The 13,352-nt window shown below is 57.1% G+C and carries 15 protein-coding genes and 1 pseudogene; 2 read left to right on the forward strand and 14 right to left on the reverse strand.

The annotated features are described in order from the left end of the window. Positions 1–198 precede the first annotated feature (198 nt). Positions 199–1,245, forward strand: a complete 1,047-nt coding sequence (locus PSQ19_RS05280) for a Gfo/Idh/MocA family protein (RefSeq protein ID WP_282219901.1) — start codon at positions 199–201, stop codon at positions 1,243–1,245. A gap of 38 nt (positions 1,246–1,283) precedes the next feature. Here the strand turns inward: PSQ19_RS05280 and PSQ19_RS05285 are convergent, their stop codons facing one another. From PSQ19_RS05285 to PSQ19_RS05335, 12 genes and pseudogenes are all read right to left on the reverse strand, one after another. Then, positions 1,284–1,979: an ROK family protein gene (locus tag PSQ19_RS05285; RefSeq protein ID WP_282219902.1), complete on the reverse strand. Its 696-nt coding sequence runs from the start codon at positions 1,977–1,979 to the stop codon at positions 1,284–1,286. 274 nt (positions 1,980–2,253) lie between these two features. Next, positions 2,254–2,499: pseudogene (locus PSQ19_RS19720) on the reverse strand (hypothetical protein); the annotation flags it as partial. A 571-nt stretch (positions 2,500–3,070) separates the two neighbouring features. Beyond that, positions 3,071–3,922 (reverse strand): sugar phosphate isomerase/epimerase family protein, encoded by an 852-nt coding sequence (locus PSQ19_RS05290; protein WP_282219903.1) that lies wholly within the window; start codon positions 3,920–3,922, stop codon positions 3,071–3,073. 1 nt (position 3,923) lies between these two features. Continuing rightward, positions 3,924–4,739 carry a sugar phosphate isomerase/epimerase family protein gene (locus tag PSQ19_RS05295; RefSeq protein ID WP_282219904.1) on the reverse strand — a complete coding sequence of 272 codons (816 nt, stop codon included), beginning with the start codon at positions 4,737–4,739 and terminating at the stop codon, positions 3,924–3,926. A 75-nt stretch (positions 4,740–4,814) separates the two neighbouring features. After that, positions 4,815–5,453: a hypothetical protein gene (locus PSQ19_RS05300; protein ID WP_282219905.1), complete on the reverse strand. Its 639-nt coding sequence runs from the start codon at positions 5,451–5,453 to the stop codon at positions 4,815–4,817. Further along, positions 5,386–5,787: a Gfo/Idh/MocA family oxidoreductase gene (locus tag PSQ19_RS05305; RefSeq protein ID WP_282219906.1), complete on the reverse strand. Its 402-nt coding sequence runs from the start codon at positions 5,785–5,787 to the stop codon at positions 5,386–5,388. The genes PSQ19_RS05300 and PSQ19_RS05305 overlap by 68 nt, the downstream gene beginning before the upstream one ends. Positions 5,788–5,847: 60 nt before the next feature. Beyond that, positions 5,848–6,234 carry a carbohydrate ABC transporter permease gene (locus tag PSQ19_RS05310; protein WP_282219907.1) on the reverse strand — a complete coding sequence of 129 codons (387 nt, stop codon included), beginning with the start codon at positions 6,232–6,234 and terminating at the stop codon, positions 5,848–5,850. Beyond that, positions 6,209–6,706 (reverse strand): ABC transporter permease family protein, encoded by a 498-nt coding sequence (locus tag PSQ19_RS05315; protein WP_282219908.1) that lies wholly within the window; start codon positions 6,704–6,706, stop codon positions 6,209–6,211. Before PSQ19_RS05315 ends, PSQ19_RS05310 begins: the two co-directional genes overlap by 26 nt. Continuing rightward, positions 6,703–7,632: a carbohydrate ABC transporter permease gene (locus PSQ19_RS05320; RefSeq protein WP_282219909.1), complete on the reverse strand. Its 930-nt coding sequence runs from the start codon at positions 7,630–7,632 to the stop codon at positions 6,703–6,705. Before PSQ19_RS05320 ends, PSQ19_RS05315 begins: the two co-directional genes overlap by 4 nt. Positions 7,633–7,657: 25 nt before the next feature. Further along, positions 7,658–8,074 (reverse strand): type 2 periplasmic-binding domain-containing protein, encoded by a 417-nt coding sequence (locus tag PSQ19_RS05325; RefSeq protein ID WP_282219910.1) that lies wholly within the window; start codon positions 8,072–8,074, stop codon positions 7,658–7,660. Beyond that, positions 8,046–8,846, reverse strand: coding sequence for an ABC transporter substrate-binding protein (locus PSQ19_RS05330; RefSeq protein ID WP_282220619.1), 801 nt, complete (start codon positions 8,844–8,846; stop codon positions 8,046–8,048). The genes PSQ19_RS05325 and PSQ19_RS05330 overlap by 29 nt, the downstream gene beginning before the upstream one ends. A 183-nt stretch (positions 8,847–9,029) precedes the next feature. Further along, positions 9,030–10,043, reverse strand: coding sequence for a LacI family DNA-binding transcriptional regulator (locus tag PSQ19_RS05335; protein ID WP_282220620.1), 1,014 nt, complete (start codon positions 10,041–10,043; stop codon positions 9,030–9,032). Between PSQ19_RS05335 and PSQ19_RS05340 the strand changes: the two genes are divergently transcribed. Further along, positions 10,042–10,236 carry a hypothetical protein gene (locus tag PSQ19_RS05340; RefSeq protein WP_282219911.1) on the forward strand — a complete coding sequence of 65 codons (195 nt, stop codon included), beginning with the start codon at positions 10,042–10,044 and terminating at the stop codon, positions 10,234–10,236. The genes PSQ19_RS05335 and PSQ19_RS05340 overlap by 2 nt on opposite strands. 613 nt (positions 10,237–10,849) lie before the next feature. Here the strand turns inward: PSQ19_RS05340 and PSQ19_RS05345 are convergent. Then, on the reverse strand, positions 10,850–11,809 hold the full coding sequence (locus PSQ19_RS05345) for an NAD-dependent epimerase/dehydratase family protein (protein ID WP_282219912.1): 960 nt from the start codon (positions 11,807–11,809) through the stop codon (positions 10,850–10,852). Positions 11,810–12,213: 404 nt separating this feature from the next. Further along, complete coding sequence (locus PSQ19_RS05350; RefSeq protein WP_282219913.1) at positions 12,214–13,320, reverse strand: glycoside hydrolase family 172 protein; 1,107 nt, start codon at positions 13,318–13,320, stop codon at positions 12,214–12,216. Between the last annotated feature and the right edge of the window lie 32 nt (positions 13,321–13,352).

Genomic DNA, 13,352 nt, shown 5'->3' on the forward strand with positions numbered 1-13,352 from the left:
CTCCTCCCGTTACTTTCATTGCAGCACAATTGTGCATGCCCCAGTTGACCTGAGTTCGTATTGGTGCTGCATTGTCGAGATTAAGTGACATTAGTTTTATGTCAAGAGAACCAAAGGGAATATTTGGCCTCAAACCGCCAATGCCCCGCATGCCGGGTCAAATCGATAAGTCCATACCAACTTACAGGATCGACGTTCATGCGCATTCTCATACTCGGCACCGGTGGCATGGCCAATCAACATGCCGCCAACTTCTCAAAAATTGGCGGGGTATCGCTTGTCGGGGGCGTAGATGTCGTACCCGAACGACTCGCAGCTTTTTGCACGGAGCACGACATTGCCAGGCAGTTTTCCAGTTTCGACGATGCGTTGGAATGGGGAGAGTTTGACGCGATCGCCAATGTTACGCCGGACAACGTTCACCACCCCACAACGATGCAGGCGATTGCCGCCGGCAAGCATGTTTTTTGCGAGAAACCATTGGCCACTGACGCAGCGCTGGCTATGGAAATGACCGAGGCTATCGAACGATCCGGAAAAGTCGGGATGGTCAATTTCACCTATCGCAATTCACCTGCCCTGCAGAAGGGGCGGGCGATGGTGCTGGCAGGTAAAATCGGCGCGGTGCGGCACATCGAGGCGTCTCATCTACAAAGCTGGTTGGTCAGCACCGCGTGGGGCGACTGGAAAACCGAGAGCAAATGGCTGTGGCGACTGAGTACCAAACACGGATCAAACGGGGCGCTGGGCGATATCGGAATTCATATCGTGGATTTCGCCTCCTACGGGTCCGGTCTGGACGTCGCGCACGTATTTGCAAGGCTCAAGACTTTTGACAAGGCGCCGGGAAATGTAATCGGAGATTATGTTCTCGATGCCAACGACAGTTTCACAATGAACGTCGATTATTCGAACGGAGCGGTTGGCACAATTCAAGCCAGCCGAACGGCGGCTGGCCAGTTTGACCAGCTGCGACTGCGAGTTTATGGCGATCTTGGCTCAATCGAAGTTATCTACGACACCGGTAAATCAACGCTTCGGGCCTGCGCCGGCAGTGACGTCAACCAAGCTGAATGGCGGGACATTGCCTGTGACAATGTCGATACAAATTTCCTGCGCTTTGCCGCCGCGGTAAAGGCGGGCAAAACCGAGGAACCTTCATTTCGGCGCGCAGCCAACATCCAGAAAGTACTCGACGCTGCAGTCGTTTCCGACCGCGAACACACGGACGTGCCAATCGCATGATTAGCCATCTCGGGAACCGATGTAATCCGCTGGACCGCCTAGACCGGTGGAGATAGTGGCGATGGCAACAATCGGTCAAAATACGGCAATAGGGCCGCGCCCAGGGCTATGCCTCCCTTGCTGAAGGTGGCCGGTTCGACTGGCGAAAGCCATGGAGTGGTAAACGGGCGGATAGCGGTATCGCTACGCTCAATGGTCAGCTGAGCGATCAGGGCGCGTATCAAGTTCGGGGGCAGATCACCACCAATCATGATGGCGCCCGGCGCCAGAAATCCGGCTGCCGCAACAATTGCATCCAACAGGTGACCGGCCGCGTCCTTGATCCAGCCAAGCATGGCGGGCGATATCGGCACATCAACACCAGTCGCTAGGGCTTGTCGTTCGTTCTCATCAAGTCGCCCCCGTAAAGCCTCAAGCCCAACCACGCTGTCTAGCGGCACACGATCCACGCCGGTCAGCATGGAGCCAAGTTCGCCAGCGCGACCGTGGACGCCGCCAAACGGGACACCGCGCACCATCAATCCGGCGCGCACCGTGTCGCCGATGATAATATAGATGAGTCCGCCCTCAACTGCGCCGATACCCAGGGTGCGCTCGGCGAGAATTGCTACAACAGATTCGCGTTGAACGAATACTGGCAATGGTGCCAGTGCGGCCACCAATGGCGCGAGGTCCGACGGATCGTGCGTATCTGTGCCGATGCCAACACCGATTATGTTGGCTGTCTTGGCCACACCAGACTGCAATCGGGTCGGAAGGCTCGACGAGCGTGGCGCCTATCTGCGCATCGACACGAAAGTCTATGGAGCATCGTTCTGTGCCGCTCAGGTCGAGCAATTTTGCCTCCCCATCATTGCGACGCAAACGAACGCCGATCGAAAAGGCACCGTCCGGGTTGATTGCAAATTCGGTTGACGACGGGCGTGCGCCATTTTTTGCCCGCTTGCGCTCCTTAATCAGCCCGTCCTTTTTGAGACGGGTCACAACATTGGATACTCCAGGCTGACTGAGACCGCTTCGATGGCCTAGTTCGAGCCGCGTCAGGGGTCCATCGCGCCTAATTGCTTCCAGTGTCACGCGCACATTGTGGTCCGCGATCTGCTCGGCCGCGCGGCCAGATTCTCGGGCGGCTGGTCCCTTAGGCGCATTATCCATGTTGCGAGTGCGAAAATCAGATTCTTGCAATGCCGAACTCGCCATTGAGGGATAGTCAGGAATGAGACGCCAATTATTCGCGCTATTCAAGCCAGTCATTGTCTTTTTGACGACGCGGCTCGGCTTCGCCACTATAGTTGAGTGTTTCCCAAGCTACACGCAGTCGCCTTCGCGCACGGCTGCATGTGGCAAAACGGGAAACGGCAAATGGCTATTCCGCAATGTTTCCCAGTTACAGGAAAACGGCGTGATTTGGGATTAGGCCGCTATCCGGAGGTTGCCATCCGCGACGCCCGAGCAGCAATGCCTGAGTGCCGACGCTAGGTCGAAAATAGTGCAGATCCCATCGAAACCCGGCGAGCCTGCCGCCAAAGCGCAACAAAACGCTATAAAAATGCCAAGCACGCCGAGCAGTGGAGCATTACGTTCGAACAATATATGATTCTACTCATAGGCCACCGCGAAATGAGCCACTTATCCTCCTCAACATGGCGTAGCAAGAAGTTCGCTGTAGGAAGCCCCAATAGCCGCTCCCCCGAACCTATAATATAAGCCGACACGACGCGTTGCCAACGGCTAAGAACGTCAACACCTAAGATCGGCGCAGAGCCCGCCGTTCCAAAATAACCCAATGCGGGCCAGTCAGCTGTTCTTTCTCGGCTCCGCCTGTTTAGCGCTGAAACGCCATCGCCGACCGCAAATGCTGCAGCGCCTGCCGCTCGCCCTCCTTGCGCGCCTCGAGATCCTTGCCCGGCCAGCCGAAATCGGAGTCCTCATGCTCGATAGAGATCGTCCCGTCAAAGCCACCGTCAAGCGCCTGCTTCAGGAATCGCGCCCAATCGAGACTCCCACTGCCCGGCAATCGATAGCGCCACCAAGCCGAGCCATAATATCCGACCGCCTGCAGGCGAGCGTCGTCGAATGAGGTATCTTTACCGTGGAGGATTTTCACTCGATCCTTCACGATTTCATAGGCGGCATAGGGATCAACACCGAGGCGGATAAGGTGCGAGGGATCGAACTCGATACCAATCCTCCTGTCGGGCACCAGTACCAGGAGTCTCTGCCAGCCTTCAGGGGTGATAGCGATATAGGAATTGTCTGGACCGGGCCAGTTCTCGATGGCGAATTCCAGCGATGGATTGGCGCTGGCAAGTGCATTCGCGTGATCAGCGAAGCTCTTATAATTTTCGTCCTCATCGATAGTGTTATCGTGACCGGGGAAGATCACAAAAATCGGCACCTCAGACTCGGAAATTGCCTTAGCCAGATCATGAGTGCGAGATCTCAGTGCCCGTCGCTTGGCAGCATCTGGATCGAGTTGGTTGCCAAACAGAGTTATCGAGGACACGTAGAGGCCGCGTTCGCGTGCTATGTTTACTGCATCGGCTACCTTGTCTGGGGTCTTGATATGCCCCCCGACATCTATCTCGATGGCGTCGAAACCCGCTGTCTTGGCAAAATCTGCCACCTCCTCAAACGGGCGGTCGTTGAAGGTCGACGTATAAAAGCCGATTTTCATTTCATTTCTCCTGAGTACCAAGCCAAAGATCGAGCGATGACTTAGCATCGGCAACGACTTGTTCGACTGGCTGCTTCCAATATTGCTCACGGAAAATTTCGACCGACAGGTACCCATCGTAACCAAGCTTGCGAAGCAGTTCGAGATCGTGGTTGAGTGGCAAAATGCCCTCCCCGACATGCATGCGGTGGGCATCCTTGAGTTCGGCGATCGGCCGGTCCTCACTGTCATTAACGTGGACAATGAATAGCTTTTCGAGCGGGATTTTCAGGACGTCGGCATCGGGTACTTGGCTCAGATAATAGTGGAACGTGTCCATCATTACTCCGACATTGGCGCTGCCGGTGCGACGAGCGATATCCAGTGCCGCGACCGGTCCTCCCATCAGCTCGGCGCGTCCAATCGGCTCAAGCGCAATCTTGGTGGGACCAGCGACTTCGGCATAAAGCGCAGCGCGCTTGCCTGCCACCTCGAGTGCCGCTTCCTCGCTCATGCCTTCAGGAACCGGGGCAAAGCAGAAGGTGAGTAGGATTGGCGCGCCAACTTCCTGCGCTACTGCGGCGCCCCGCTTGAATCGGTCAAGAGCGGCGCCGTCGACTGCGAATGGTGCTAGATCAAACGCCATCACTGAGACGGCTGCGAGACCACCATCCGCGAGGCGCTGGCGAATGTCATTGATCGAAAGCCGGGACGCTGCCTCGTCGATAGCGCGCAGGTCTAATTCCATACCATCGAAGCCTGATTTGGTACACGCGGCGATGATGTCCTCTAACCGCCGGTCCAGGCCAGCGGTAATGGTATTAAAGCAGGTTTTCATTGGGTTCCTCTGTTGGGTTAGAGACCGAGGTGATTGCGGTAGATGGCTTCGAGCAGCGTGACGTCGGCTAGAGCGTCAGCTCCTGGCGATCGGAACGGGGCGCCAGATCGCAGGGCTTCGAGAAAATGCGCGGCCTCGGCGCGGAAGTGCCAAGTTGCGATTGGCGTCGGAATTGGCGTGCGATAGACTGGCGGCTCGCCGGCCTCGTAGATTTCGATATTCGGCTGGCCGGGATTGGCGAACAGCACCGGCGAGTGGGCATGCACCCACCCCCTCGAAATACACTTGCGTATGCTCGTCCCAGCCATGGAACCGGGTTTGGGCACTCTCGAGACTGACGCGGGTACCGCCCAGTTCCATCAGGACGACGCCGGTCATGCCATCCCCGTCCAGATCGGTGGCTTTGACCGTGATGGATGCATACGGCGCATCGAGCACGAAGCGCGCCAGATTGATGTTGTGAGTATATTGTTGAAGATAGCCGATATAGCTGGAGACTTGGTCCGCCGGTAACCAATCGGGCTTGAACTCATCTCGCGGCTTGTCCGGCATAGCCTCGTCGGTGGAGATGATGGCAAACTTGTCACGGCCGGCGGTCCAATTGCCACAAAAACCGTGAGCCCTCAGGTAGAGCAGCCGACCCTTGTCACCAGATTCCTTCCATGCCCGCACTGTGTCGCGCATCAGTAGATTGGCAGGGTCGTATCTTTTCATGTAGCCGACCATGAGCCGGTGCTCCACCCGCTTCCGCCGCCGCGAGGATGCTTTCGGCCTGCTGGATCGAGACCGCCATGGGCTTTTCCATGAACACATGCTTTCCCGCACGCAGCAGGTCGGCGGCGATATTGCCCTGTACCACATAGTCAGCGGAAACCGCGACGGCTTCGATATCTGGATCGTTGCACAGCTCCTGGTGCGAGCCTAACGACCGTCGGGATGCGGTAATGATCGGCGACAGCCCGACCGAGCCTCGGCCGTAGCTCGGCCAGTGCCACCAATTTGCATTGCGGCAGGGTCGAGAAATTCGGCAGGTGGATATGTTGGGCAATGAAACCGCAGCCAATGTAGGCTAGCTTGATCGGTCGCTCGCTGGCGATACTGGGCATGATTATCCTTTCAATGCGCCACCGGCCATGCCGGCGATGAACTGGCGCTGCATCAGGAGGTAGATGACCACTAGAGGCAGCATCGAGATGGAGAAAGCAGCGAAAAGCAGCGTGAAATCGATCGAATATTCGCTCGTGGCGAAGACCTGCATGCCAAGCGGTAGGGTGTAGACTTCCTTGTTCTGCATGAAGACCAGCGCGAGAAAGAACTCGTTCCAAGAGGACGTGAAGGAGAACACTGTCACCGCCCCGATCACCGGCCGCGATAACGGCATCAGAATTCGCGCATAGATATCAAAGCTGCTGGCACCATCGATCCGGGCTGCGTCAATGAGCTCGCGCGGCAGGCCGGCGAAGTAATTGCTAAACAACACCACTGCCAGCGGCATGGAGCCGGCCGCGTAGGGCAGGATAAGAGCCCAATAGGTGTTGATGAGCCTTGAGGTTGATAACGAGAATATAGAGCGGGATTATGTAAATCTGTGCTGGGATAGTTAGCATCATGATGATGCTCGCGAGCAGTGGCCCCCTGCCAGGAAAGCGAAAGACATGCAGGCCGAACGCCAACATCGAGGCGCCGATTATGGCGAGTAGGGATGAGGCAACTGAAACCACTAGACTGTTAAAAATCAGCCGTGTCATGTCGGCCTTAACCCAGGCCGTCGTATAGTTTTCGAACGCCCAATAGGATGGTAGCCCGAGCGGATCAACGATGAACTGCGAGTCGGACTTCAGCGAATTGATAAGAAATATCGCGAGCGGGTAAAAAATCGCCGCCGCCCCGAAGGCCAACATCATCCAACGCAGGTAAGGCATTGTACCGGCCATGCCCTTACGGCCAGAGAGGGTTACGGGGCTCATCGCTGTTCCGCTCTCTGCCCGAGCCGCAACAGTACGACTGATACCACCGCCATAATTAGCAATAGTATCGTGGCCTGGGCCGAGGCATAGCCGAAACGCTGGAACTGGAAGGCGTTGAGATAGACCTGGGTCATGGCCACCTGAGTGGCGTTGAACGGCCCGCCCTTGGTCATCACGAACACCAGATCGAACACCGAGAAGGCGCCAAGGGTGGCAATGATGGTGTTAGTGATGGTGTAACGCTTCATCAACGGCACGGTGATGTAGACGAACCGCTGCCAGGCATTTGCGCCGTCGACAACTGCCGCTTCCTCGACGTCGCCAGGCAGTGCCTGCAGGCCGGCAAGATAGATGATGACGTGGAAGCCGGTCCACTTCCAAATGTCGACAAAGATGATCGACCACATGGCGAAGCGCGGATCGCCGAGCCAGTCGGCGGCCAGTCCCTCGAGCCCGAGCGAACGCAGACCAACATTGATGGCACCATACTGATACTGCAACATAAAGCCCCAGACGGTGCCGATGGCGACGAACGAGATCACGACCGGGAGGAAAAACACCGCTCGAAAAAACGTGCGACCGAAAAAAGCCCCATTAAGGGCGAGTGCCAACGCAAAACTCAGCACGACCTTTCCGATCACTGAGGCAACGGCGTAATGCAGGTTGTGCCCGAGGGCGAACCAGAATTTCCGATCCGCCACCAGGTCCGAGTAGTTCTTGAGCGTTGCTACAAACGGCTTGCCAAGTTGATCGGGGCCAAAGCTCATCACGACCTGGATGAGCATCGGCAAATGCACAAATACGAAGAACAACAGCAGCCCCGGCATGATCCAAGGCAACGCCATGACCGCGTCCGGTAGACGACGCGGTGCCCTCGGAAGGGCACCGGCGCGCGCCCAGGCAGGACTTTGAGTAGAGCGTGACATGGTCCTCTCCTGAGCCTCTACCTGCCTATTTCAGGAACGTGTAGCCGTTGCCGACGAGTTGATCGAGCGCCTGCTGCGCGCCCTCAGCAGCTTCGGCAGCCGAAGTCTGACCCGCTACGCAACTCTGGATGCCTTCCTGGAAGGCTCGCGTCACCTCCGGTGGCCAGTTCCAGTCGAGATAGGTCACAAGGTTAGAGGAGAATTCGACCATCTTTTCGACGTTGCCACCGCCGAAAGAACTCACACCGGCGTTGACCGGCACGGTACCGTTGGCGAACTTTACTTCGGCACGGTTGGCTTCGTCGGAGGTCATCCAATCCAGATACGCCAGTGCTGCAGCACGGCGGTCGCCGTCACCCTTCGCGTTGACACCGACGATACCCGAAGGCCCACCCGGATATTGCGACTTAACGTCAGCTTCGACAAGCTTGGGCATCAGCATGACGTCGGGCTCGACCGCCGCCGGTTTGCTGGTGCCGAGCCTGGGCGATCAGGCTTTCGTGTTGCATCCAGAATGCAGCCCGTCCAGCCGAAAAATCCACCAGCGTTTGTGGCGTGTCTTGTGAGAATGAGGCCTGGGTGATGAGTTCGTCCTTGCCGAACTGAGCGAGCAATTCAAGCGCCTGCACCACGTCGTCATCAGTGAACTTGGCGGTGCCGCTAAGGATTTCAGCCGTCCGTTCAACCGACTTGTTGCCGCTGGTCTGAGCAAAGACAGTGAAAAACCACACCGGCCACAGATAGATGTTCTTACCGGGATGGGTGAAGACCTTCAGCCCCTCGGCCTTAAGCTTGTCGCGGAGCGCCAGCATGTCATCATAGCTCGTCGGAATGTCGGCTCCGACCTTGCCGAGCACCTTGCGGTTAACGAACACCGGGAACCCGCTAACCGAACCAATGGGCAGGCCGTAGGTCTTGCCGTTGATCTGGCCGGTAGTGAGGGCACCGGAACGGAAGCGAGCGAGATCAATATCGCTGTCGTCGAGTGCCGCGAGGGTGCCATTGGTGGCGTAGCGCCGCAGGTCCTGGCCATTGAGGAGCATGATGTCGTTAGGCTGACCGGCGGCCTGCTGCGCCGTGAACAAAGATACATAGGTTTCCGACGGATAGTCAGTCTGCCTGATGGATATCCCAGGGTTGGCCGCCTCGAACGCCATGCTCCGTGCGGCCCAAGCCTGGGCCGGCGGCTGACGGACGAGGCCGACGACGGCCAGGCTCGCCCGTGTAGGTTAAACTTTCGGCCATGGCCCCTTGTGGCATCGCCAGCATAGTGGCGGAGGCTGCGGTGCCGGCAAGGAAATGCCGTCTGGTCAGATTATGCGTCATTTTCTCTCTCCCTCTTGCACGACATTACGTGCGCTTGGCCCTATCTGAGCCAGATTTGATGTTGGGCAGCCTTAGCGGGCAGGCCCAGTGGATTGGCGTGCGATAAAGCTCGCAGCGAGTGTAACTACCTCGGGGGCAGTGCCCTCACGGGTGTCGGTGGTCGCAAGGCGCAGCGCCTCGCGCCCGAGGTCGTAGACCGGCTGCTTGATGGTGGTCAGGGCCGGCTGGAACACCTTGGCGAAAGCGATGTCGTCAAAACCGACCACCGACATATCGTCGGGGACGCTGAGCCCCATAGCAGTGAGAGCCGAGATAGCGCCAAACGCTGCTAGGTCGTTGGCGGCGATGATTGCGGTAGGGCGCTGCCGGCGTCTCATCAGGTCGCGCGTCGCGGCGGCGCCGACGGCGATATCGAAATCGCCAGGCACAATCATCTCCTCCGCGAGTGGGTGACCAAATTCGGCGAACGCGGCGCGATAGGCGGCGACGCGCTCCGCTGTGACTGACAGCCCTACCGGCGGGGAAATCAACGCCACCCGCCGGTGGCCGAGGTGCAGCAGGTGCATGACCGCCTCACGAATAGCGACGTCAGAGTCGACGACCGCCGATGCGATCGGCAGGTCCGCGCTAGCCTTACCGTTGAGCACGACCGACACCCCATCATTGGCGAATTGCCTGAGCCAGCGAACGACCTCTCCGTCATCGAGCCAATCCCCGCTGATGCCCACAGAGCAAATCAGACCTGAGGCCTTGTTGGTCTTGATCAGCGCGAAATATTCGAGCAAGTGCCGAAGTTCGGAATCGGTGTTGCACAAAAACATTGAATAGCCGAGCGCCCGCGCCGCATCCTCTGCGCCTTTCACGAATTCCGGGAAATAGGGGTTAGTGATCGAAGGAATAATCACTCCGATGGTCTTCGATTTCACGCCCCGCAATGTTCGCGCCTGCACATTGGGCTGGTATTCGAGGCGCGTTACGGCTTCACGCACTCGTTCCTGGGTGTGCAGCGAGATTCCAGGCTTGCCATTGACGACGGCCGAGACGGTTTGCACCGATACTCCAAGCGACTTGGCGATGTGCGCCATGGTGACCAAGCTAATTCACCCAAATTACATGAACCTTCACATGAAGCTTCACATGAACGTTCATGTTGAGTCAATGGCGTTGCTCTTCGTCAGCACCCATGTCCCAGATTTGTGGCTGCAATTTAAGGACGGTCTGGGCGGCGGCGACACCGATGTCGATCTGTGCCGCGAGGAAGGCAGCTTCGGCGCCTGATTTTTGCCAAGTTGAATAAGTCTACTTGGATGAAGCCACAGGCTATTGCCCGCATGGAACGACGCTCGCGTCGACACTGATATGAACGTGCCGAGCAAATGGGGCCAGGAAATCGGAAATCCAACTTTGGATCAGAATGCGCCGCGCTTTCCAAGGGCTTGTTGGATCTGGAGCGCGAGCCCGAAGAACAGATTGTCGCCGCCAAGGCGCACCGCAACATGGTGCTTGGCTCAGCGGCCAGCAACAGAGGGTGATAGTAGATGGCCGACGCGCGCGCCGTACTCGATAGAACGCCGACAGACATTAGCATCTAGAGTGCCAACATCAGCAAATTGACTGGCGGTGCAGCATGACCCGGCTCCCGAGAGCATATCGGGTTAGCTGATTCCATGAATTGCCACAGCTCATGCGCAATCTGACATTGAACGTCAAGGGACTGGCAACAATGTGTATTGGCGGCGGCCAAGGCGTAGCAATGGGCATCGAGCGCTGAAACGCAACTGCTATTTGAGCGATATAAAGCGGTCCCGCTCACAGCACGGCTGACCAAGCGGACCGCCCCTTCTGAACAGTCCTGTAAGGAAAGACAATCGGGGATACGGCGGGATTTGGACTAGCTAGTTCGGACTTGCCCATCGGCGATAAGCCATTGCACCGCTTCCTGCACGGCCTCGAGCGAGCCATAATGTGGGCGATAGTCAAGCAGCCGCCTTGCTTTGTCCATAGAACAGTTTGGGCTGCGCACAATATGGTCCCATGTGACGTTAGCGTCCGCCGTCTGCTGGGATTTGGACCATTCATCGAATGGTAAAAAATTCAGATCGGCGGATTTACCAAACCAGTTTGCTACGCCTTCGGCAAAACCTCTTAATGTGACTGCGCCCTCGGAAACGGCATGAAAACTCTCGCCAACCGACTGGCTGCGATGGGCTAACACCGCGAGGCACAAACGGGCGATGTCATCGGCGTGGACGTGATGTACCGTCTCCATTCCGAAATTTGGCAGGGTGAGAGGTTCTCCTCGAGCCAACATCGAAAACACGTCGGGGTTGACGTTGCCCGCAGGATTTACCGGCAACCATCCGGTACCCACAATATGACCCGGATGGAGAACTGTCGCTGAAATACGCTCCCTTTGGACGGCGTCATGCAGAAAAGTCTCTATCGCTCGCTTTTGGATACCATATTCGCCAAAGGGGTGCTTGGGTGCCTCTTCGCGGGTGGGCACAACGGTTGAGCGGCCGTGCGTCCAAATCGTTCCCACGTGAATAAAGTGACTTACGCGCCCTCTTAACGCCGCCACCAATTGTTTAGCGCTGGGCAGGGTGAAGCAGATCAAGTCGATAACGATGTCGCCGTTAAGCTCGGCAATTGTCGTACCAAACGTCCCCTCCGACTCAAATTTTTCACGATCCAGGGTGATCCGTTCAACGCTAGACCATGCCGCGTTGTCGCGATAAGGAGGACGCTTGCCTCGGCTAACGGCCACAACCTCGTAACCTGCCTCAACCAGGCGCGGTACCAGATAAGTGCCTATGTGCCCTGTGGCGCCGACAACAATAGCTTTGGTCATGATTACCGTCCCTTTTGGTCTTGATAGGTCGAATTGATCAAATGCCTGTCAGCAAACAAAAAACCAAGTCAGGCCAGCGTCAGTTGGAATAGGCGAATGGCGTTTAGTGTACCAAACACAGCTGTCAAAGGGTAGCAGGATCGAGCGTGGTGAAAACTGGGGCAGCATTGGTTTTTGGTCTTGAAATGCCCATTTCCTCGGCGTGTCGGAGTATGCGACATATCTCGCGTTGATCCATGGCGGTGAACGTTTCCTTCTCCCAAATCTGGCAGAAAATGGAATTGTCCCGTGAGCAACATCATATCGACAATCGCGTTCACACAGCCATCGTCGCTACCCATCGCCGACACGTTTCCATAGCGTCGCCAACTGCGGGTGCGCTCGGCAACCGCGCAACACCGTTTCTAAATGATATCTAGAGCGTCGCGGTTGCCCAGCTGCGGGAAAGGAGCAGTTGGCAGCGTCTGGTACCAATAGGCCACGGACGCTATATCGTCCTGGAGCGGCAAATAGCGGCGATCCTTTTCGATCCGCCAGCCCAGCGCCTGAATCGTTACCCCGAGATCAGTCTCGAAGCGCACCGGATCCGCGATATGCCAGCGATAAAGCCCGAACCGCTGCTGGGCGTTGTAAAGTCCATCAGGTCGGATTACCTGTGGCATACCCGCATAGGCAGTGCTGTATTCGGTGTAACCGCCAGTCTTGCGAGGGTCGATGCTGCCGGGATCAAAATTGTAGCCACCACAAAAATAATCTTCCGTGCCGGTGCCGCAGATGGTGGGGAATGGATCATCCCCGTCTAGGAAGAACTTAATTTCGCCTTCACCCCACCAGCCATTGTTGTTGACACCCCAGGCCATGTAGGTGCCGACATAATGCCCCTGCCCGCTGACACCATCGAGAATGGTGTAGACCTCGCCGCCGGGCAACGGGTTGGAGCGCCGGAACTGAGCATGAAAATAGGCCGCGTCGGCAGGCACATCTGTCAGAGTGTAGTTGAACTGATAGTAAAGCGTGGCGGGTTCGCCATCGCGGTTTTCCAAGGTGATATGGCACCGCTCGCGGAACGGCATTTCCCAGTAGCAGTTAAAGGCCCGCCCCGGATTGACGCATACTGGCAGCGAATTGACATGGGCATAAATACCCCAACCATTTGCAAAGAAATCGCCAAGCGGCACCTCAACCGAGGGGTGTTCTTGCTCGTCCCAGTATATGCGCAAGATCAAGCTGCGCCATTTCTGAGAATTGGTCACCATCCACAGCTGCTGGATGGCCCCCGGGCCGGCGATGTCGGCCAGAATGCGGGTCTCGCCCGCTGCAATGTCAATGGAGGGAGAGACCTTCCACCCCTGCCCCAGTTCGCGCGCATGAATGGCACCAGTGCCCTCGGTAGCCATGCCACCAAGACCCTTTTCACCGGTGAAATTTTCAGGGCTTATCGAGCGCGTTCGGGCGTGCGACAGCAGCGAAAGCGTCCCCATATCCATACCAAGGCCAGAAAACGGCGTCATGGGAATCCATCCATTCGTAAGGTCAAGGCCCG

The sequence above is a fragment of the Devosia algicola genome, assembly GCF_028816455.1.
GTDB lineage: Bacteria > Pseudomonadota > Alphaproteobacteria > Rhizobiales > Devosiaceae > Devosia > Devosia algicola.

Excerpts from the sequence above, each read along its gene's own strand:
- PSQ19_RS05280 (WP_282219901.1), top strand. The coding sequence starts at position 199 with ATGCGCATTCTCATACTCGGCACCGGTGGCATGGCCAATCAACATGCC.
- PSQ19_RS05290 (WP_282219903.1), bottom strand. The coding sequence starts at position 3,922 with ATGAAAATCGGCTTTTATACGTCGACCTTCAACGACCGCCCGTTTGAG.
- PSQ19_RS05345 (WP_282219912.1), bottom strand. The coding sequence starts at position 11,809 with ATGACCAAAGCTATTGTTGTCGGCGCCACAGGGCACATAGGCACTTAT.
- PSQ19_RS05295 (WP_282219904.1), bottom strand. The coding sequence starts at position 4,739 with ATGAAAACCTGCTTTAATACCATTACCGCTGGCCTGGACCGGCGGTTA.
- PSQ19_RS05315 (WP_282219908.1), bottom strand. The coding sequence starts at position 6,706 with ATGAGCCCCGTAACCCTCTCTGGCCGTAAGGGCATGGCCGGTACAATG.
- PSQ19_RS05350 (WP_282219913.1), bottom strand. The coding sequence starts at position 13,320 with ATGACGCCGTTTTCTGGCCTTGGTATGGATATGGGGACGCTTTCGCTG.
- PSQ19_RS05335 (WP_282220620.1), bottom strand. The coding sequence starts at position 10,043 with ATGGCGCACATCGCCAAGTCGCTTGGAGTATCGGTGCAAACCGTCTCG.
- PSQ19_RS05310 (WP_282219907.1), bottom strand. The coding sequence starts at position 6,234 with ATGCCGCTGGCAGTGGTGTTGTTTAGCAATTACTTCGCCGGCCTGCCG.
- PSQ19_RS05325 (WP_282219910.1), bottom strand. The coding sequence starts at position 8,074 with ATGCTGATGCCCAAGCTTGTCGAAGCTGACGTTAAGTCGCAATATCCG.
- PSQ19_RS05340 (WP_282219911.1), top strand. The coding sequence starts at position 10,042 with ATGGTGACCAAGCTAATTCACCCAAATTACATGAACCTTCACATGAAG.
- PSQ19_RS05320 (WP_282219909.1), bottom strand. The coding sequence starts at position 7,632 with ATGTCACGCTCTACTCAAAGTCCTGCCTGGGCGCGCGCCGGTGCCCTT.
- PSQ19_RS05300 (WP_282219905.1), bottom strand. The coding sequence starts at position 5,453 with ATGAAAAGATACGACCCTGCCAATCTACTGATGCGCGACACAGTGCGG.